Raw genomic sequence first — 19,295 nt, 5'->3', positions numbered from 1 at the left:
CCCAAGTCGCATGCTATTTGCCCAAGTATCCGCTCTTCTTCGTAAGCTTGGTTAGCCGCGCCAAACTCCGCACCGAGCCAACGACGCGGTCAACAACGATCTCAAGGGAATCCATATTCATGTTCGGCAGCATCGGCAAAAGAAAGGGCTTGCTGTTCGTCACCTATGACCGTGCTTACGTTGCACGTTCCGCAGTGATTACGAGGTCAGCGGCGAACGCGGACGATGGCAGCGTCGTGATTTGGAACGGCCAATCGCTGGGACAAGGCGGAAACGAGAAGATGAGGGGAGGCGATGCCACCGAGGATCGACATGAGCCTGTCGCGCTGCGCAGAAGCGGCCCTTCAAGCAGGCACGGGGCGGAGCAAGCAGTCGAAAGGTAGGTTTCGATGGTGAAGCTGCCGGTCAAGCCTGCGGCGCTCAGTGGCCGCCTGTGCCGGTATCGGCCGCTAGGCTCTGAGCCGGGAACGACTCAGATCAGTCTGCAGCACTTGTTAGCGCCGGCCGTTGGAATACCGCTAGCGGCCGACTCGGCAGTTGGACGAACTTTGCCCGATCCCGCGAAATCCAAGTTGTGCCGGTCTTCAACTTGAAAACTAGAGTCTTGGACTAGGGATGCAGAGAGGCATGTTCAGCCCGCGCAGAGCGGTCCACTTCACGCATCGTCATGGTGATCGTCGTATACGGTTGGCCCACCGATACACCTCGCATCCCACAGATCGGAAGTCGGAGTCGACACGATGCGACATCTCTTTGGGAGAAAACGGGTGAAGCGGGCACCTCACCAATGGAAAACGCCTCGGATACGCACACGCGGCCGCGAGAGAAGGATGGGCAACCATCTGATGAAAGTCCGCATGCCTACACGTCGCCGTGACTGGCCAACCTATTGACAGCGCAACCCAAATTGGCGATCTCTCGCGGCCTTGCGCTCACCTCGAATTCGATCTTGCTCAGCAGCAGGGAGCGGCTGCCTTGCAGCTGCGTCCAACGCCGATATCCATGTTTCGAGTTGACCGCATTCAGAGACCGAGGTATTGGCGGCAGCGCTCGTGGCGACGCGCCGTTCGTGGTCGGCCCGCGCCTGCGCAGCTGCGCTGTTCGCCTGCATCGATGCCTCGCGATCGCTCAAACGCATGCCATCCGCGAGATTGATATCCGGGCGCACCGCGATGGTCGTCGAGCGGGTCCCGGCGGGGCATGTGCCGTCCACATAAGCTGCCGCCCCGCTTTTGGCAACGCACTTTGTGATCTGTTCGACTCTCGGTCCACTCGTCGCGGGCGAGCCGCTTGCAGAAGGGGCGGTTGGCGAATTGTTGGCCGGCGCTCGAGAGCCGCGTGCGGCTCGATCAGGAGTGGCACGACCAATGGAGAGCCAGCCCTGCATGAGCGCCACGCACAACAGGCCCGCAACGACCGCGAGGGTTAGCAAGAGCGGCAAGTTGCCTGTAGGAGGCGGACGGAAAGCTCGATCCGGCGCGGTGGCCAGTTCAAGTCGCTTGCTCATCGAGGGATCTTGACGCATCGACGATGAATGTAACCGAATGCTCCTTAGCCCTCGTCAAGGTGTTCCCTTGCCAGGGAGGAGACACGCGTGGAGCGCGAGTCTCGGAGAGCATCTCCCTTTCCCAGGGCGCGCAATGCAAGTCCTCGGCCGTTCCCACATCGCGCGCTTGCCCTCGCGCACCAAAGTTCGAATGCCGCCTCTACAAAGGCCGTCGTTGTTTCTACCGACGACTGGGTTCGAAGCCAAAGCGGCAGATGGGCCCCATGCGACGTCTGCGAATCTACTGCTCTTTCGCGAACCCTTGGCGTTCACCTGGTTGAGTGCTGGAAAGCCCACCTCGGCGCACTTGTAATATCCTATCGATGGACAAAGCGACCGTCGACTACTACGAGGCTCGCGCAGCATCGATTGCGCAACGCTACGAGTCGGCCCCGAGCCCTGTGGAGCGTCTGGCAGCTGTCGCATTTCCGTCCGGCAGTACCGTTCTGGACATTGGCGCGGGGTCGGGCCGCGATTTGGCAATGCTCTCGAAGCTCGGGTACGACGCCTACGGAATCGAGCCCAGTGACGCCCTCCGCGATCTTGCGGAAAGGCTTCATCCAGAGCTGGAAGGGCGCATTCAAGCCGGGTCACTTCCCAATGTGCAGGACCCGCAGGGGCGGGTCTTCGATGGCATTCTCTGCAGTGCGGTACTGATGCACCTGCAGGAAGCTGACCTCTTTGACGCGGCTTTCGCGTTGCGTCGCTTGCTGAAAACGCACGGCCGGCTCCTGATCTCGCTGCCCCAGCAACGGTCGGACGTTCTGGCAGACGAACGAGATGCCGCGGGCCGCCTGTTCAAGTCCTATACGGCGGAGTACATGTCCCTGCTGCTCGAGCGCGTCGGCTTCCAGCAGATCGGCCGATGGGTGAACGAGGATGCGCTCGGGCGCGACATGACCAGTTGGTACACGCTACTCTTTGAGCTTCGTTCCGGGTCCACCCTTCGCGCGGTCGACCAGATCGAAGGGATTCTGAATCGCGATCGCAAAGTGGCAACCTACAAGCTTGCCTTGTTCCGTGCACTGGCGCAGATTGCAACCCAGGAGGCTCACACCGCTGTCTGGCACTCATATGGCATCGTCGGCATTCCGATCGACGCCATCGCTGAGCGCTGGCTTTTGTACTACTGGCCAATCTTTGCCTCGCAGCGGCACATCCCACAGTCCCAGTCCGAGGGCAAAGGAGAGCAGAAGCCGGTCGCCTTCAGGGCGGCGCTCTTGACGCTGATCGATGAGTTCCGAATGCAGGGTGAGCACGGCGGCCTTACGGCTTGGCAACTGGCCAGAACCGCAGGCCGTCTGAGTCCTCAGACCAATATGGCATTGGTGAGCGCGTTGCGAAAGATCAAGGAGGCCATTCGATATGGGCCAGTGTTCCACTCGGGAGGAGCGTTGGAGACAGGGCGAGTGTTTGGCTATGACGCGACGACCCAGCGCGTCGAGATGTCCGCAGAGATATGGCGGGAGCTGAGTTTGCTCGGCCACTGGATCATCGACGCCGTGGTCGTCCGATGGGCGGCCCTGACCGAGCAGTTCTCGCGTCGGCAAGGGATCCGCTCAGGCGATGTATTGCCGTTGCTCCTTGCCAGCCCGGTGCCAGAACGCGCTGCAGGATTGGCAAGGGAAATCTACATCAGCCGGGGCGTCGAACGCTGCGTATGGAGCGACCGACGGCTGAGCACACGTTTCGCGGTGGACCATGTCATCGCTTTCACACTCTGGGGCAACAACGATCTATGGAACCTGCTGCCCGTCGATGAGCGGATCAACAATCAGAAGTCGGACAAGCTGCCTTCAGCCGAATTGCTGCGGCAACGCGAGTTTGCTGTGACCGAAGGATGGCGCGTGCTCAGAGATGCGCTGCCGGAGGCGTTCGATCAGCAAGCCGGCCGTCTACTTGGCAGGCCTTTGCGTGGCCCTCAGAACTGGGAGCAGGATCTCTTTGCACGCCTGCGCGAAGCGGTTGAATTGACGGCGCTGCAACGCGGTGTCGAGCGGTGGACTCCGCGGGCGAACATAGGGCAGACAATCAACGCCGCTTGACGCTTCTAGCTCGAACACGCGGGCTTCCACGGCTTACCTTGATGCAAGCAGTCGCCCAAAATCGCAGTCATCCCCTTCAACGCTTGCAAAAGAGAACAATCTTGGCAATTTCAGAGACGACCCGGCTTGCGGTTCTTATCGACGCAGACAATGCATCTGCATCGGTGATCAGGGAACTTCTCGAGGAGGTTGCCAAGTTCGGCACTGCAACCATCAAGCGCGCTTTTGGTGACTGGACAACCCAGAATCTGGTGGGCTGGAAGTCGAACCTGCACCGGCACGCCATCCAGCCCGTCCAGCAGTTTGCCTATACGCAAGGCAAAAACTCGACGGATTCGGCGTTCATCATCGACGCCATGGACCTCTTGTACGCGGGGAACGTCGATGGCTTTTGCCTGATCTCAAGCGACAGCGATTTCACCCGCCTGGCAACTCGGCTTCGGGAGGCTGGCAAGGTCGTTTACGGACTGGGCGAGCGCAAGACGCCCGAACCCTTCATCGCTGCTTGCGACAAGTTCATCTTCTTTGAGGTTCTCAAAAGGCCCGTTGAGGCCGCAGTCCCGGTGCAAGTGCCTGGCGTGCCTGATCTGAGGGAACTGCTCACCTATGCGATCCGGGAAACCGTCAGAGACAGCGGATGGTCCCGGCTTTCCACCGTCGGGGGTTTGGTGAGCAAGACGCACACATCGTTTGATCCGAGAAACTACGGATTCAAAAAACTGAGCGACCTTGTTCGCTCGCAAACCTACCTCGACGTGATGGATGCGCCGGACGCTACCGGCTTTGTGCACGTCGAGGTCAAATTGAAATAAGCCGGCCGAGTCTGACCTTCCAGAGGGCAGCGGCCACAGTTGCCTTGGGCTCGAGCCGCGCCTGACAAGCGTAGTTGGCCGCCGATTCGACGAAGCCCGTGATTATTCGCTCTCCCTGGCAGTTGTCGCCGCGCGCGGCCGTGGACAGCTGTCCTCGATTTGCTATGAGTGCCCCTCGTGCCCGTCCTCTTCGACGCGGCCACTGCGCTTGCCGTTTACGTGCGCCCAGAACGCGACCTTGCGTGCATGTCGCGATCGAATCGCGGCCTCGAAAACTTCGTGCGATTCCAGCGGAAGCAAATCCATACCCGTTGCGGCGATCTCACCCAGCCGCATCCAGTAGCGTGCCGCGTGTCCATAGGCACGGGCATAAGCCCGGGCGAGGATCGCCGTGAGAAGCGCCCTGTAGATGGCGGCTTCGCCGCGCAGGCGCCGATGAGTCCTCAACGCCTGGGCCAATGGCACCAGCGCCCCATAGTCGTCGCCGCGGATGCGGGTCGGTTCGCCCAGCAGCATCGCCTCGGAGGCTGCATCGTCGCCAATGTCCAGCAGCAGCGTGGCCGCTGTCGCCGGGTCCTCATGGCCCAACGCCAACTGGCGGGCGCGCTGCAATGCCTCGGGCCTGGACGCTTCGGGCAACTGTTCAAGCCAGCGGTGCAGATCAAAAACGGAGATCGATTGCTCGAACAGGCGCTGCCGGATGGCCGCGCTCTCGCCATGTCGACCCAAGCGTCCCAGAGCATCCGATTCCAACCTCTGCCGGGTGTCTTCCATGTGCCCCCATGGCCGTTGAAGCCAGGCCAACGCATCGCTCGGACGGTCGGCCTCGAGATACGCGTCGGCGAAGGCCTTCTGCTGCATCGCGTTAGGTTTCGGGCTGTAACTGAGCACACCCCGAACCATGACGTCGGGGTCGTGCAGAGCCTCGGCCAGCAGCGAAAGGGCGGCTGAGATCTTGAACACCTCGTACGCATGACCGTCGCCGTCCGTGGGGGCGACAAGGGCGCCGGCCATGCGGGACTCGAACTGTGCCGCCAGGGCGCGCAGCGCCTTCTCGTCGAGCAGCAGTTCCGCGCGGCGCAGCAGTTCATCGCGGGCACCGTACTGGTCGTCACCAAACAGCTTCACAAGTCGGCTTGGCCAATCGCTCGCGGGTGCTTCCTCGCACTGCGAGGCGGCTTGCAGCCAGTGCCGGCAGGCAGCGCGCACCGCGTCGCCGATGCAGCCGTCGGAATCGTCGGCACGCTCGAAGAAGGTGCCGTCGGCTTCAATGAACGATTCGAATAGCGCCAGCGCGGCAGCGGGGTCCTTCGGGAAGAGTTCGCGATGGACTTGATCCAGCCACGCCTCCAACGTGCGACCGAAGTCGCTCGCCTCCCCGTAGCTGACGAACCTGGACGAACGACGCCAGGCATTCAGCGACTTACGAAAGCCAGCCGCGAGCATGTCCGGCCGGCCGGACAGTTGCAGTCGCTCCAGGCGCTCGCGCACCGCATCGTCGTCATTGGCGAGTTCGATCAGAACGCCCACCAGCGTCGACGGGTCCTGACGATTCAGGAAAGACTCGAGGTCCTCGGATGGCTGGGGTGGCATGGTCACGGTGAAGAAAGTCAGTCGGATGCCGTGCCGTGGCTCAGATCCCAGAACGTGCCCTGCCAATTTGAAATGCGCCCCTCGATGCCGCAAGCAGGGCAGCGCCAGATAACCAGTTGGTCGCGATCGATGCGGGTGTCCACGCGGCGACGGTCGCGCTTGCGGCACTTGAAGCAGGCGGGGCTTGGCGTGTCTTCCGGGCGGTCGAAATCGGAGGCGTGGGCGATCACCGAGGTAACGAAGTCGGCCATCTTGCGAGACGGGCCCTTTCCGGGGCCGATGTCGCCTTTGTCGTCGAGGTAGTGCCGGACGTCGATCACGTACATGATGCTGCTCTCTGCTTCCCGTTTCCTACATCTGCAGGAACAATCGACCCTGCCGGCGGTGCGTGTGCAGCGTATCAGGTACCTGGGCCGCCGAACGTACACCCTGGCGGCATTGGCAGCATTCCGCGTCCGTCTACCCACCCCCGTCGATGGGCGCTGAGTCGCTTCGGCGTAACCGCACTCGTGCTGCAGCAACTCTCCAGGTGAAGCTCGAGCGACACCGGTGATGGAGTTGCTGCAGCTGCTTCGAGAACCTTCTCGCAGGTCTTCGAACAGTAGGATGAATCTCTTCCAGTTTCGAAGAGGGCCCACCATGCAGGCATCCAGATCACTGATCCTCGTCTCGGCGGCGGCGTTGTTCGCGCTTGCCGGCTGCGCGACGAGCCGAGTCACGATCCCGGCAGACCTACCCGCGCCGCTCAAGACGCCCGCGGGTCAGGCCCCCTACATCGAAGCGCTGGCAACGGGCGTGCAGATATACGAATGCGCGCCCAAGCCGGGTGATTCTTCGGCCTTTGCATGGACGTTCCGCGCACCCGAAACCGCACTCACCGATCGATCGGGCCGACCGCTCGGCAAACACTATTCCGGGCCGACCTGGGAGTCGCTCGAAAGGCGTCCAGTGACACCGGGGCCTTTGCTCGAACGGCAAGCATCCAGCGGGTCAGGACGGTCGGCGGAATCGCGCCCACTGAGCGCTGCGATGCGACCAATGCCGCGAAGCTCGTGCGAGTGCCATACAAGGCCACGTACTTCTTCTATCGCGTGGGTCCGTAAGGAGGAAGGCCACCTGGCAAACGATTCGACCTCTGGATCGAGTCGAGGCTCAACGTGTGGCCTCTCCTGCCGGGTATCACTTAACCGGAAGGCTCGCGAGAAAGCGCTTGCGGCCGATAGTCATGTGTACGCCATGAAACTTCGAGGCCATAGGCGCCTCCCGAGGCCGCATCAAGAGGTGGCAGCCTCGCCTATGCGCTCAACTCTTCATGCAATGCCACGAACTCCTGGGCGAGCTTGTGGCGCGGCTCGAGATAGATCATGGGCGTGGCGTACTGGTGGCTCTCGCGAATCTTGACAGACTGGGAGAGGTAGGAATTCAGGACCGGATGGCCCTCATCGATCAGCTCATTCACGAGTTGCTGGGGGAGCGCTGCGCGGGACTGGAACTGGTTGATGACGATTCCTTCGACGGTCAGGCCGCGATTGTGGTCGTGCTTGATTTCCTTCACGTTGTCGAGAACCGAATACAGCGCCCGGCGTGAAAAATCGTCGCAGTCGAAGGGGATCAGGCAGCGTGCAGCCGCGATGAGTGCCGAGCGCGCGTAGAAGTTCATGGCTGGCGGCGTATCGATGTACACCGCGTCGTACCCCTTGAGGGTCTTGAGCGCGTCGCGCAGCTTGTAGATCTTGTGACGGGATTCGAGCTTGCTCGTCAACGCGTCGAGGTCCGCATGCGCCGGGACAATGTCGAGGTTTTCGAACTCCGTCTCGTGGATGAATGATTCGAACTGCGGCTCCTTGAAGCTGAAGCTCAGGGCCGCGTCGAAGAAGGTCGCGATATTGGGCGTTGCGTCCTGCGCCTGTTCGCCCAGCAGGTACTGGCTTGAATTTCCCTGCGGGTCGAGGTCGATCACGAGTGTGCGCAACCCCTGAGAGGCGCTGACGCTGGCGAGATTGCAAACGATCGTGGATTTGCCCACGCCACCTTTTTGATTGAACACCACGCGCAACATCTGTTTGTCATCCTTGGGAGCGAATCCCGCAAGTCTATGGGATGGAAGGCTGCACGCTCGAAAGTTCCTGCTGTGGCGCAACTGGCTGCACCACTTTTCGCTACCGCACCGTACGTTGCGTCCGACTGTCGTTCAGACGCAGCGCCGGTAATTGCGCAGAAGAATTTGCGCCATCGATCCAGCAGCATGCCTTGATGCGCAAATTCGGGCGCCCGACAACGGTAGGAATTGGCAATTCCGGCGCGCAGATTTGGCTACGGGGACGGCCCTCTTGTCGGAAGGGCTCGCTGTCGGTTACAAGCGACCGATTCTTCACCTGCCCAGCCCCTTGGCTGCGTTCTCGTTGGATACGCCTGTCGTCGATTCCCTGCGCGCTCGTGCTCGGCGCATTGCTGCCGAGGGTCGACTTGTTTCCATCGATGTCGAAGCCCATCCCGAGAAGGGCGACCGGATCTTCGCCGTCGGCGCCGTGCGCTCCGACAACACGGACACCTTCAACAGCGCTTGCTCACCCGCCAGGGCCCCTTCGGTTGTTGCCGCTTTGAACAGCATTTCACGCGAGGGCAGGGTGCTCCTCGGGCACAACCTGCGGCGCCATGATCTGCCTCTGCTGCGCGCGCAGCTGCCACAGCTCGAATGCCTTCATTGGGCGGTGCTCGACACCCTCGAGTTGTCGGCACTCGCCTTTCCGAGAAATCCCTATCACCGGCTGGTCAAGGGCTACAAGCTGCTCACCGACGAGCGCAACAACCCGACCAAGGATGCGCGGGTGGCGCTCGACGTGTTCGAGGAAGCCGTCGAGGCGCTGCTGGAAACACACGGGCAGGAGCCCTGGTGGCTCGCGCTCCTGCACTTCCTCTTGCGCGACGACGAGGGCATGGCCACGCTGCTGGCCCAGATCCGGGAGGAAACGGCGCCGACGGGGGAGGGCGCCGCACGCCTCGTGGCGACCCGCTTCGCCTATCGATGCTGCGCCACGCGCCTGCGCGCACTGGCGGCGGATGTCGCGCACCCGTTTGACGGGCACGACCCGTGGTCCGTCGCCTTCGCCCTGGGCTGGATCCGGGTCTCCGGCGGCAACTCCATCCTGCCGCATTGGGTCTTTCATGAGCTGCCCGCCGTCCGACAGCTGATTGCCGAACTGCGCGAGATCGACTGCGGCCAGGTCGACTGCCCGTACTGCCGCCAAAACCACCAGCCCGAGTCGCTCCTGTCGGCGCTGTTTGGCAAGCCGGGCTTCCGGGCCCATCCGGCCGCACCCGATGGCACATCCCTGCAGCGCGCCATTGTGAGCGCCGGCCTGGCGCGCGAGAGCCTGCTGGCCGTTCTACCCACCGGTGGCGGCAAGTCCATCTGCTACCAGCTTCCCGCGCTGGTCCACTACCGCCGCGCAGGCCGGTTGACCATCGTGATCTCCCCGCTGCAGTCGCTGATGCGCGACCAGGTGGAGAACCTCATGAAGGCCGACATCCAGTGCGCGGCCACGGTCAACGGAATGCTCACCCCGCTGGAGCGAAGGGATGTGCTGGATCGCGTGCGGCTGGGCGACATCGGCATCCTGCTGGTCTCCCCCGAACAGTTCCGAAGCCGTACCTTCGTCGAGGCGATCCGCCTGCGCGAGATTGCCGCCTGGGTGTTCGACGAAGCGCACTGCCTGTCCAAGTGGGGCCATGATTTCCGCACGGACTATCTCTACGTCTCCCGCTTCATCCGGGAGCAATTCCCGGGTCAGGCGCCCGTTGCCTGTTTCACTGCCACGGCCAAGCCTGATGTCATCGAGGACCTGTGCAGCCACTTCCAGGAAAGCCTCCAGATCGAGCTGAAGACTTTCCTGGGCGGCCACGAGCGCACGAACCTGTCCTATGCGGTGGTGCCCACCGCGGGCGGTGAAAAACCCCAGCGCATCGTCGAGTTGCTGCGCGACGGCTTGCGCAAGGAAGACGCCGCCGTGGTGTTCTGCGCCACCCGAAAGAGTGCCGAGACCCTGGCTCAGATCGTTGCGCAACAAGGCCTCTCCTGCGCCTGCTACCACGGGGGCCTGAGTGCCGAGTTGCGCAAGGAGACCCAACGCCGATTCCTGGAGGGCGAGCTGCAGGTGATCGCGGCCACCAACGCCTTCGGCATGGGGGTGGACAAGCCCAACGTGCGGCTCGTCATCCACGCGGAGATCCCCGGCTCGCTGGAGAACTACCTGCAGGAGGCGGGCAGGGCAGGGCGTGACGGCGACGAAGCCCGGTGCGTCCTGCTCTTTGATCCCCAGGACGTGGAGACCCAGTTCCGCCTCTCCTCGTCCTCCCAGCTGTCGCAGCGCGATTTCACCGGCCTGCTTCGCGCCCTGCGCGGCCAGGCGAAGAAGCTGGGCCAGGACGAGATCGTCATCTCAGCCAAGGAACTCCTCGCGCAAAGCAGCGGCACCGCCATCGACATTGACGCACCGGACGCTTCCACCAAGGTGACGACCGCCATCGCCTGGCTGGAGCGGCACAGCTTTCTGAAGCGCAACGAGAACGCGACCAAGGTGTTTCCGGCGAGCCTGCGGGTGGCCTCGCTGCAGGAGGCCAAGGACCGGATCGAGAAGGCCAATCTGCCGGCCAGCGACCAGCAGAAATTCCTGGCCGTCGCCACGGCGCTGTTTCGCTCGGACACGCCCGAGGGCCTGAGCACCGACGAGCTCATGCTCGATGCCGGCATCCAGCCGGAGGAGTGTTTTCGGATCGTCCACCAGCTGGCCAAGCTGGGGATCCTCGTCAACGACCTCGGGCTGACGGTGCGCCTGTTGCGCGGCGTTCGCGGGGCATCCGCGTCCCGCCTCGAGTTCCTCTTCGCCTTGGAAAAGGAACTCCTGGCGCTCATGGCGGAGAACGCACCCGACGCCGATCAGGACGAAGCCCAGCAACACCTGAATCTGCGGGCCGTCTGCACGGAGCTGCGCAGTCGGCTAAAGCTCGGTGACGGGGCGTCGCAAGTGGACCCCACGCAGGTTCGAGCCTGTCTGAGAACAATGGCCGATGGATTCGGCTCCGGCAATGACAAGCGCGGCATGATCCAGCTGCAATCGCTCGGTGATGACACCTTGCGCGTGACCTTGCGCCGCCCGTGGTCCCAGATCCGCCGGATCTGCGAACTGAGACGCGCCGTCGCCCAGGTCACGCTCATGCGGCTGCTGGCCGAGGTACCGGACGGCGTCAAAGGCGCCTGCCTTGTGGAGTGCAAGGCCCAGGCCTTGATCGATGCGCTCAATGAGGACCTGGTGCTCAAGGTCCAGCTGCGCGAGCCGGAGGTGGCGCTGGAGCATGCGCTGCTGTACCTGCACCAGACGCGCGTGCTCGAACTGGACAAGGGGCGTTCGGTCTTTCGCTCGGCGATGACCATCCGGATGGAGGGGGACACCTCCCGACGCTTCAACCAGGCTGCCTTCGCGCCGCTGGAGGAGTTCTACAAGGAACGAACTCTGCAGACCCACGTCATGCACGAGTACGCGAAGCTCGGTGTGGAAGATCCGGCGAAGGCGCTGGGCCTGGTCCAGGCGTATTTCACATTGCCGCACAAGCAATTCATCAGGGAGTTCTTCCGCGGCAGGACCGTCCTGCTGGAGCGCAAGACCACGGACGAGTCCTATCGGCGCATCGTGGACGATCTCCAGCATCCTGTGCAGGAGGCGCTGGTCACCCAGGCCAGGACCGGAAACCACCTGGTCCTGGCGGGGCCGGGTTCGGGCAAGACGAGGGTGATCGTGCACCGTATCGCTTACCTGTTGCGGGTGGAGCGCGTAAGCCCCGGCCGCATCATCGCGCTTGCCTACAACCGAGGCGCGGCGATCCAGCTGCGCCGGCGCCTGCTGGCCCTGGCCGGGGAAGACGCGCGGGGCGTGCTCGTCATGACCTACCACGCCATGGCGCTGCGCCTGACCGGCACCAGCCTCGCAGGGGCCGAGCGCACGGCCATCAGCATCGACTTCGGCAAGATGCTGCAGGATGCCGTCGACCTGCTCGAAGGCAGGAGTTCGGCCCTGACCGATGCGGATGAGATCCGGGATCGGCTGCTGCAGGGCTACGAGTACATCTTCGTCGACGAGTACCAGGACATTGACGAGCAGCAGTACGCGCTGGTCAGCGCGTTGGCCGGCCGCCGGCGCGCCGATGCCGACACCAAGCTGAGCATCATGGCGGTGGGCGACGATGACCAGAACATCTATTCCTTCAAGGGCGCGAACATCGAATTCATCCGGCGCTTCCGGGCCGACTACGAGGGCGAGCTCACCTACCTGGTCGAGAACTTCCGCTCCACCCAGAACATCATCTCGGCGGCCAATCACGTGATCCAGCGCGGGGCCGACCGGATGAAGGTCGATCACCCGATCCGGATCGACGCGCGGCGCAAGGACGATCCGCCCGGCGGGCGGTGGGCGGAAATGGACAAGGAGGGTCGCGGTGCGGTGCGCCTGATCACCAGTCCGGCCGATCCGAACCGCCAGGCCCAGGTTGTCTACGCCGAGATCAAGCGTATCCGGCGCATCGACCCGGGCGTGAAACTCTCGGAGATCGCGGTGCTTTGTCGGACGCACGCGCCGCTAGAGAAGATGCGGGTCATCTGCGATGTCGAAGGGCTGTCCTGCGAGGTCACGGGGCCGGAGGCGGCCAAGGGCCAGATCTCGCTCATGCGAACACGTGAAGGCTGGGCGTTGGCGCAGGCGCTTCGACGGCGCCAGGTGCGCATGATCAGGCTAGGCGCATTGCGCAGGCTCGTGAATCGGCAACGACGGGCGCAACCGCGGAACGCCGCTTTGCAGGACTTGCTGGACATTGTCGAGGACATCGCATCGACGCTTCAGGCGGACATCGTGCCCGCCGCAGAAGTGCTCGAGCTCTTCTACGAGATGGCAGGCGAGATGCGGCGCGACGGCCGGGAAAGCGCCGTCAAGCTGATGACCGCGCATGCTGCCAAGGGCCTGGAATTCGATCACATCATCGTGATGGACTGTGCCGACTGGCGCTGGGATCAGGAAGATGAGCGGCGGCTGCTTTACGTGGCCATGACGCGGGCGCGGCAGTCCTTGACCCTGATGCGGGCAGAGGGCGGGCGCAACCCCTATCTCGTCGATCTGGGGACGGTGGATGGAGTACAGGACCAGTTGCCGGCTGCGCGACCTCGACATCGTGCGGACCTCGAGCGCCGGTATGTCATGCTGGGGCCGGCCAGCATGGACATTGGGTTCGCCGGGCGCAAGGTGCCGGCGGATCCAACTCACCGAGCTATCGCATCACTTCGGCCTGGAGATCTGGTGGAAGTGAAGGGGAGATTCGTCCAGTCGATGTCGGGTCAGATCGTTGGCCGGCTCGCCACGAGCGTGGACGAGGTCCCTCTTCAAGGACGGAACGCGTCCGTCGTGGCAGTCATGGTTCGAACGCGATCCCAGACGCCCGAGGACTACTTGCCGTCCTTGCGGGGGGATGAATGGGAGACGCCGCTGGTGGAGATCCAACTGGATATCTCAGATTCCGTGCCGAAAGCATGAGGTGAAATCGAAAAGGTCGTCACGACGGCAGAGGGTAGAACAAAGGTATTCCTCTCTGGTGTGCAGCGTGACGATCAAAGTCTACGCAACCATGTCTCCCCAAGTTTCCGAGAACCCCGCATGAGTGCTTGCGATATGCTGGAAAGGAGGCTCGAAGCTTTCTCTCTCGGAACACGGTTGAATTCAGCACCATTCAGAGATCGAGGGAGCCATGACAGACAAGCAACGTGCGGCCACACTGCGGCCCGCCCAGATGCGCCACCTGCTGCGTGTCACAGCAGCCACAAGCCGACCGACACCCCGAACGAGACGCCTTGGTACTGCTGCTAGGCCTCACGTGCGCGATGCGCGTGACCGAGATAGCGCGCTTGCTTGTCTCTGATGTACTGCTGCCCAATGGCGCGCTTCGAAGCGAGGTATCGTTGCGGGCGGCGATCACGAAGGGCTGCAGGCAACGCTGCGTGTACCTCACACACGCGCAGGCGACCGAGGCACTGGATCGCTACATCGAGCACCGGTGGGCGAAGGGGATGGGTACGGAATTCGATAGCAAGCGCTTTCGCGGCCTGACCCCGACAACTGCCCTGGTGCTCACACACAAGGGAACCGAGTTCGAGCTTTCAGGCAAGCGTCGGCGTATGGGCGACGGTCGCGAGGAGACCTACTTAGCGTGCGACAGCCTGCTGGCCCATGTGACCAAGCTATACCGAGATGCGGGCCTGGTCGAATGCTCAAGCCATTCAGGTCGCAGAACCTTTGCGACACGGCTGGTCGCGCAGGGCAACGACATCGAACTGGTTCAACGGCTGCTTGGTCACGCCAGTTTGGATCACACGGACGACTACCTGCCGGCCGCAGTGAAGCAGTGTTCACCCATGCTATATGATGGTGTACATGAACACTGGCACCATGACGAACAATGAACGGTTGCGCGCGCTAGTTGAGGCCTCCGGCTTGACGCAAGCCGTCGCGCTGACCGTCTTCAACCGAGGCCTTGGCCCCGCGGCCTACAGCGAAAGCGCATGGAAGGCGTTTCTTGTCAGCCCTGACTCATCTCGCTTTCGGCCGTTGAAGGATGAACTCCTGGCACACGCTGAAAAGCAGTTCGGCAAGGTCACAAGAACAAGGCTTGACATTGGTGTACATGTACATCAATAATGAAGTAATCAACAGAAAAGACGGACAGCTGGATTCAGCGCTGGTCAACCATGAAGCAGAAAGAAGCATGAGAAAAATCACTGCTGCGACGGGGGCACTGGCATCCGCAATGGCCGCCTTGCCTTCCATGGCAGAGACCTATCCACAGGTCTCCGCCATGTTCGCGGCCACCGAGCAGCGCTCGGGAAATTCGGAAACGCCGGCGTATGAGTTTTACCTTGACTGCGGACCTACTGCGTGCAGGGTGGAAAGAACGATCTACGACGTCTGCAAGATGGAATCGGAACTCAAGGTGCCGGTCATGCAGGTTATTAACCATCGGTATTCCACCGCTGACGGGAGCTTGAGGGTCGAGCGTCTGCCGTCGCGCGGCGAATGGCAGTTAATAGAAATCAAGTTTGGATCGCCGCCGGCCTATGGTGGGCTTACCGACATCAAGCTGGAGGTGCGACCTGACGCAATCGTGGGGGAGATTCGAAATATGGCGGGTTCGATTGAGCAGGTCTTTGTTGCCACAGGACAACGGACCGTCACCGCGTTGAGTCCGACGCCGAGACCGGGTCGGCCACTGCAGCGAAGCTGCCCCGTGATTCTGAAGTCGTTTCTCAAGTAGGCAAGTCACTGGGATCGCAAGACGAGCGGCGATCGACCGCCAAGGAAAAGAGAACACCATGGATTTCGCAGACCTCGATCGACAACAGCGTGAGTGGGCCGCGCGTGCCACGGCTCTGGATGCGCGGCCTCGAGTGCAGCGACGGCGAGGACCTGCTCAAGCTGCTTCACCTTGGCGTCGTCGAAGTCCTGCAGCCCCAGGTAAGTTCGTGACCAGGCTTGATGTTCGTACAAGGTCTGGCGGCGTTCGTATAGCGACCGCAGGGTAGCAATGCTCACCGCCGAAGTTTGCAGCGCGTCACATACGGACCGTAACAGCGTCTTTAGGACCGATGCGAAGCGGTCCATGGGTCGCCCGCTTGCGCGCAGGAAGAGCATCTGGATGGCCGCAGCAACGCGTCGATCGTGGCGAAATCGCTCGCTGATCGCATTGACGTCGTCCTTGCTCAGACAAAACGCCTGCTGGACATCGAACTCGGACATCTTGGCAGGCAAGTTCTCCACGCCGATAAAGCGCTTGGCAAACGACGACACGAGGAAGTGCTCCAAGAAGTTGGAGCCGCGAATCTACTCCTGACACGAACGTGTGAGGCCGCGGTTACAAACCGCAGCATCAAGTCGCAAACTCCCGCCTGCACGTGACCGTGTCAATTTGTTGAAAAAATACGTTTACCCCATCATGGAAATTGACATTCTCGGCATCGACTTGGCCAAGCGATTCTTCCAGCTTCACGGCGCCGATCGACAAGGCCGCGCGCTCTATACCGCGAAGGCCACGCGCGCTGCGTTCTTGGAAACAGTTCGCGAGTCACGCCCTCGCGTCGTCGCGATGGAGGCATGCAGCTCGGCGCACCACTGGGCGAGATGCTTCCGGGCCATGGGCATCGAGGTAAGGCTGATCAGCCCGCAGTACGTCACCCCGTTCGTCAAGACCAACAAGAACGATCGCAACGATGCGCAAGCCATCGTCGAAGCCGCCAGCCGTCCGACGATGAATTTCGTGACAGTGAAATCAGTCGAGCAGCAGGATATCCAGGCGGTTCATCGTGTCCGGGAGTTGCTGGTTCAGCAACGCACGGCCCTGATCAACCAGGCCAGAGGTCTGCTGACGGAACGGGGCGTGTCAATGGCGCAAACGCGCCAGGCTTTCAAGCGCGAGGTTCCTCAGATGGTGGCCGCATGTGAAGGCGAAGTGACTAGCGTCTGCCAAGCCATGGTGCTGGAAATCTCGCGGCAGATTCAGGCGCTCGAGGAGAGCACCAGGCACGTCGAGACCTGGCTCAAGTCATTCATGAAGCAGTCCGCGCTCTGCAAGAAGATCGCCGCCATCGACGGCGTCGGCACGATCACGGCGACGGCCATGGTCGCTTCCGTCGGTGAGGCCAAGGAGTTCAAGAATGGTCGACATCTGTCGGCTTGGCTAGGGTTGGTTCCGCGACAGCACTCGTCGGGCGGCAAATCGCAGCTCAGGGGCATCAGCAAGCGAGGCGACAAGTATCTTCGAACCTTGTTGATACACGGCGCGCGGGCCGTGCTGCGCTATGCGGTCGGTAAGACCGATGCGCAGAGTCGATGGCTGCAAGATCTGATCGCTCGGCGCGGCTACAACCGCGCGGCAGTGGCGCTGGCCAACAAGAACGCGCGGGTGATCCAGGCACTGCTGAGCAGCGACACGCCTTACCGCCGCGCCGCAGCGTCTTGAGCAAGCGATCGGCGACGAGCACCAGCTTTCAATCAAGGAGGATCACACCCAGCACTGGTTTGCGAAGCTTTCGGAAGTGATGACAAAACTGGTTGGACCAACGCCCACAAGCCTGCTTTTCGTGCCGGCTGCGCCTTCGGGCTCAAGCCGTCAATCTACTGAGGACGGGGCGTGCGGATCTCATCGAGGCTGCGGGCATGTTTCGACGCGCCCACCGGCAAGCCGTATACATGCATGCAGACCGTTTGACGTCACTGAAAAGAGCTTGCAAAAGGCGCAGGGTCCATACATTCACGAAAAGGACCATTACCCCAAGTATGCGAGAGCGAAGAAAGGTACGGAGCCGGCTACCAAATAAACACTGCGCGCGGGTGCCTGTTAGCGCCTCAGCATGCGCAGTCGAATCACGCGAGGAATCAGGATTCAATCATTGCGGGCGGACGAATTCATCTTTTCGATTCTTTTTGCTTTGTTGCTTGGATGTGTTCCGGGACTCGGCCCGCTGCTGCGCTTTGTTGTTCCCGGCTGCGTGATCGGCGTTTTCTCCGGAAGCTGCTGCGTCGCGAGTACCCGCTGGATAGCCAGCAGGCACCCGCGGCTCGGTGTGCCCGGGAGTGCCTGCGTCACTACCAACTCGTCGCTGCTTTTTCACGGGTTCTTCCGTCTGGGCAGTTCCAACGAATGGAGCGAGTGCCGCACTCAGACTCAGGCAGACAAATAGGCCACAGCGTAATGCGCGATAAAGCCCTGGCTCAGTGTTTTTCATGGCTTGTACCTATGCTGTAAAGGATTTCAGCGAATGCCGCCAGCAAGCGAAATGCCATTCCAACTAATCCTGCGGCCGGACTGATGTAATAAGCGAAATAACGAACGGAAAACGCCAAAATGAAAAAAGTACCAACGGTAAGAATGACAGTGCGAACTATCGATAGCCAAACGGGCACGGTTCTCAACGAGATTTCCAAGAGCAAATAAAAGATAAACCCAACCAGAAGATTTATCGTGCCACTCGCAGGCAGGAAATATCGTTCGTCTAAAATTGCCTCGATGGCGTTGACCTGCAAGGCCGCGCCTCTCACATCACCGATAATTGTTCGATGTATATCGAGTTTTTCAGTCACTTCTCCGATCAATACAATGCGGCCGCGAAGATAATTGGAATGAAGCGTTTGTTGGGAAGAAGCATATTTTTGACACAAGATTTTTAAATCCCCGTGAACCTTGGGCCATTCGCAAATCAAATCGCCGGAATTAAATCGAATCAATTTCGATGGATCTATAAAACTCATAAACGGACTTTCGCGGCCTACAATCAGGTCGCGCAAACGATCGTATTTGTCTAGTAATTTTTCGTCGTATACCAGAGCAGCTTGGAGGGCAAGTGAATTCACATGCTGAGGCGGATCCAACCCGTTGCGCGAAATATCCCACCCCAGAGCAATGCGTCGGTTGTCAACATCCAAGGACATAATGCCGCCACTTTGAAGCGGAGCAAAAGGAAACTGTACTGCGCGTTGCAACGACGAAGAGGGTGTAATAAATCCCTCCGCATTCAAGGTTGATCCTTCAATTTTTAATCCAACAACTACTGGTATTTTTGAACTTACATGCGCGATGGCTTCTTGTAAATCTTGGGTCGAATGTAGGTCGGGAGACTGTTCGCGGATGCAGCCTTCTTCGGCAAATGATTTGTCGATAACGATCGTGGCTGGGTGCTGCTCGGAAATCGCCGGTAATAACTGAGCGAGATACGCGCGTTGCAGGCAAATGTTCGAGGCCAATCCAACTGCGGTTACATCGTTTTTGGTGTCTAGTTCGACCAAAACGGTGTATCTTGGAACTTGGTGGCGGGGCCAGCCTGTAACCAAATATTCATATGCACGACTAATATCGAATACGCGTGCAGAAAAAGCGGATCGTGGCGCGGCGCCATCCAGAATGTCCCCGATCTTTTCTTCTAGTTCGAAAACCAAGCCAGTTGCAAGAACAAAGAAAAGGGCGCTCACTTGGACGCGGCGGTCTTTAACGAGCTTTTTAAGCCTCTTCCTTGTGCGCCACCAGCACACTAGAAGAAGGCGTTGCAGAGTCTTCCTTTTTCTATTGAGATCGGCGGAAGGTGCGGGGAGTGGCATCTAGATTTGAGGATGCCGGAATTGTGCGCAACGTACAAGTGTCGCAGTCTTGTGACACCACGTTGTGGTCTTCCGCGCTCTCAGTCGCGCACTGCGTGTCTTGCAGGCCTAAGCCGTCAGG

The 19,295-nt window shown here is 61.0% G+C and carries 12 protein-coding genes; 7 read left to right on the top strand and 5 right to left on the bottom strand.

Features of this window, described 5'->3' with window-relative positions:
* The first annotated feature begins 1,869 nt into the window (after positions 1-1,869).
* A complete protein-coding gene (locus HB681_RS20510) occupies positions 1,870-3,591 on the top strand; it encodes a methyltransferase domain-containing protein (RefSeq protein WP_213956714.1) in 1,722 nt (573 codons plus the stop codon).
* Between the two features lie 101 nt (positions 3,592-3,692).
* Positions 3,693-4,403: an NYN domain-containing protein gene (locus HB681_RS20505; protein WP_256354490.1), complete on the top strand. Its 711-nt coding sequence runs from the start codon at positions 3,693-3,695 to the stop codon at positions 4,401-4,403.
* A gap of 162 nt (positions 4,404-4,565) precedes the next feature.
* On the opposite strand, the gene HB681_RS20500 is transcribed toward HB681_RS20505, so the two are convergent.
* The 3 genes from HB681_RS20500 to HB681_RS20480 form a co-directional block, all read right to left on the bottom strand.
* A complete protein-coding gene (locus tag HB681_RS20500) occupies positions 4,566-5,996 on the bottom strand; it encodes a DUF6880 family protein (RefSeq protein WP_345944715.1) in 1,431 nt (476 codons plus the stop codon).
* A gap of 17 nt (positions 5,997-6,013) precedes the next feature.
* Complete coding sequence (locus HB681_RS20495) at positions 6,014-6,322, bottom strand: hypothetical protein (RefSeq protein ID WP_213956711.1); 309 nt, start codon at positions 6,320-6,322, stop codon at positions 6,014-6,016.
* A gap of 968 nt (positions 6,323-7,290) precedes the next feature.
* Positions 7,291-8,055, bottom strand: coding sequence for a ParA family protein (locus tag HB681_RS20480; protein WP_213956709.1), 765 nt, complete (start codon positions 8,053-8,055; stop codon positions 7,291-7,293).
* A gap of 328 nt (positions 8,056-8,383) precedes the next feature.
* Here HB681_RS20480 and HB681_RS20475 point away from each other — a divergent pair, with 328 nt between their 5' ends.
* From HB681_RS20475 to HB681_RS20460, 4 genes are all read left to right on the top strand, one after another.
* Positions 8,384-13,570 carry a RecQ family ATP-dependent DNA helicase gene (locus tag HB681_RS20475; RefSeq protein WP_256354489.1) on the top strand — a complete coding sequence of 1,729 codons (5,187 nt, stop codon included), beginning with the start codon at positions 8,384-8,386 and terminating at the stop codon, positions 13,568-13,570.
* Positions 13,571-13,884: 314 nt separating this feature from the next.
* A complete protein-coding gene (locus tag HB681_RS20470; protein WP_256354487.1) occupies positions 13,885-14,493 on the top strand; it encodes a site-specific integrase in 609 nt (202 codons plus the stop codon).
* Positions 14,480-14,728 (top strand): hypothetical protein, encoded by a 249-nt coding sequence (locus tag HB681_RS20465; RefSeq protein WP_213956708.1) that lies wholly within the window; start codon positions 14,480-14,482, stop codon positions 14,726-14,728. Before HB681_RS20470 ends, HB681_RS20465 begins: the two co-directional genes overlap by 14 nt.
* Complete coding sequence (locus HB681_RS20460; RefSeq protein WP_213956707.1) at positions 14,709-15,341, top strand: hypothetical protein; 633 nt, start codon at positions 14,709-14,711, stop codon at positions 15,339-15,341. Before HB681_RS20465 ends, HB681_RS20460 begins: the two co-directional genes overlap by 20 nt.
* A gap of 5 nt (positions 15,342-15,346) precedes the next feature.
* On the opposite strand, the gene HB681_RS20455 is transcribed toward HB681_RS20460, so the two are convergent.
* Positions 15,347-15,889, bottom strand: coding sequence for a DUF4158 domain-containing protein (locus HB681_RS20455; RefSeq protein ID WP_213956706.1), 543 nt, complete (start codon positions 15,887-15,889; stop codon positions 15,347-15,349).
* 130 nt (positions 15,890-16,019) lie between these two features.
* Between HB681_RS20455 and HB681_RS20450 the strand changes: the two genes are divergently transcribed.
* The gene (locus HB681_RS20450; protein ID WP_213956804.1) at positions 16,020-17,042 is read left to right on the top strand and encodes an IS110 family transposase; all 1,023 of its coding nucleotides are present in this window, start codon (positions 16,020-16,022) and stop codon (positions 17,040-17,042) included.
* Between the two features lie 752 nt (positions 17,043-17,794).
* Here HB681_RS20450 and HB681_RS20445 read toward each other — a convergent pair.
* A complete protein-coding gene (locus HB681_RS20445) occupies positions 17,795-19,048 on the bottom strand; it encodes a CHASE2 domain-containing protein (protein ID WP_213956705.1) in 1,254 nt (417 codons plus the stop codon).
* Positions 19,049-19,295 lie beyond the last annotated feature (247 nt).

This window comes from Variovorax sp. dw_954 (genome assembly GCF_018449755.1).
In the GTDB taxonomy this organism is placed as follows: Bacteria; Pseudomonadota; Gammaproteobacteria; order Burkholderiales; family Burkholderiaceae_C; genus Variovorax.
This window is presented reverse-complemented; position numbering and strand designations above follow the sequence as displayed.

Excerpts from the sequence above, each read along its gene's own strand:
- HB681_RS20510 (WP_213956714.1), top strand. The coding sequence starts at position 1,870 with ATGGACAAAGCGACCGTCGACTACTACGAGGCTCGCGCAGCATCGATT.
- HB681_RS20500 (WP_345944715.1), bottom strand. The coding sequence starts at position 5,996 with ATGCCACCCCAGCCATCCGAGGACCTCGAGTCTTTCCTGAATCGTCAG.
- HB681_RS20495 (WP_213956711.1), bottom strand. The coding sequence starts at position 6,322 with ATGTACGTGATCGACGTCCGGCACTACCTCGACGACAAAGGCGACATC.
- HB681_RS20480 (WP_213956709.1), bottom strand. The coding sequence starts at position 8,055 with ATGTTGCGCGTGGTGTTCAATCAAAAAGGTGGCGTGGGCAAATCCACG.
- HB681_RS20465 (WP_213956708.1), top strand. The coding sequence starts at position 14,480 with ATGACGAACAATGAACGGTTGCGCGCGCTAGTTGAGGCCTCCGGCTTG.
- HB681_RS20450 (WP_213956804.1), top strand. The coding sequence starts at position 16,020 with ATGGAAATTGACATTCTCGGCATCGACTTGGCCAAGCGATTCTTCCAG.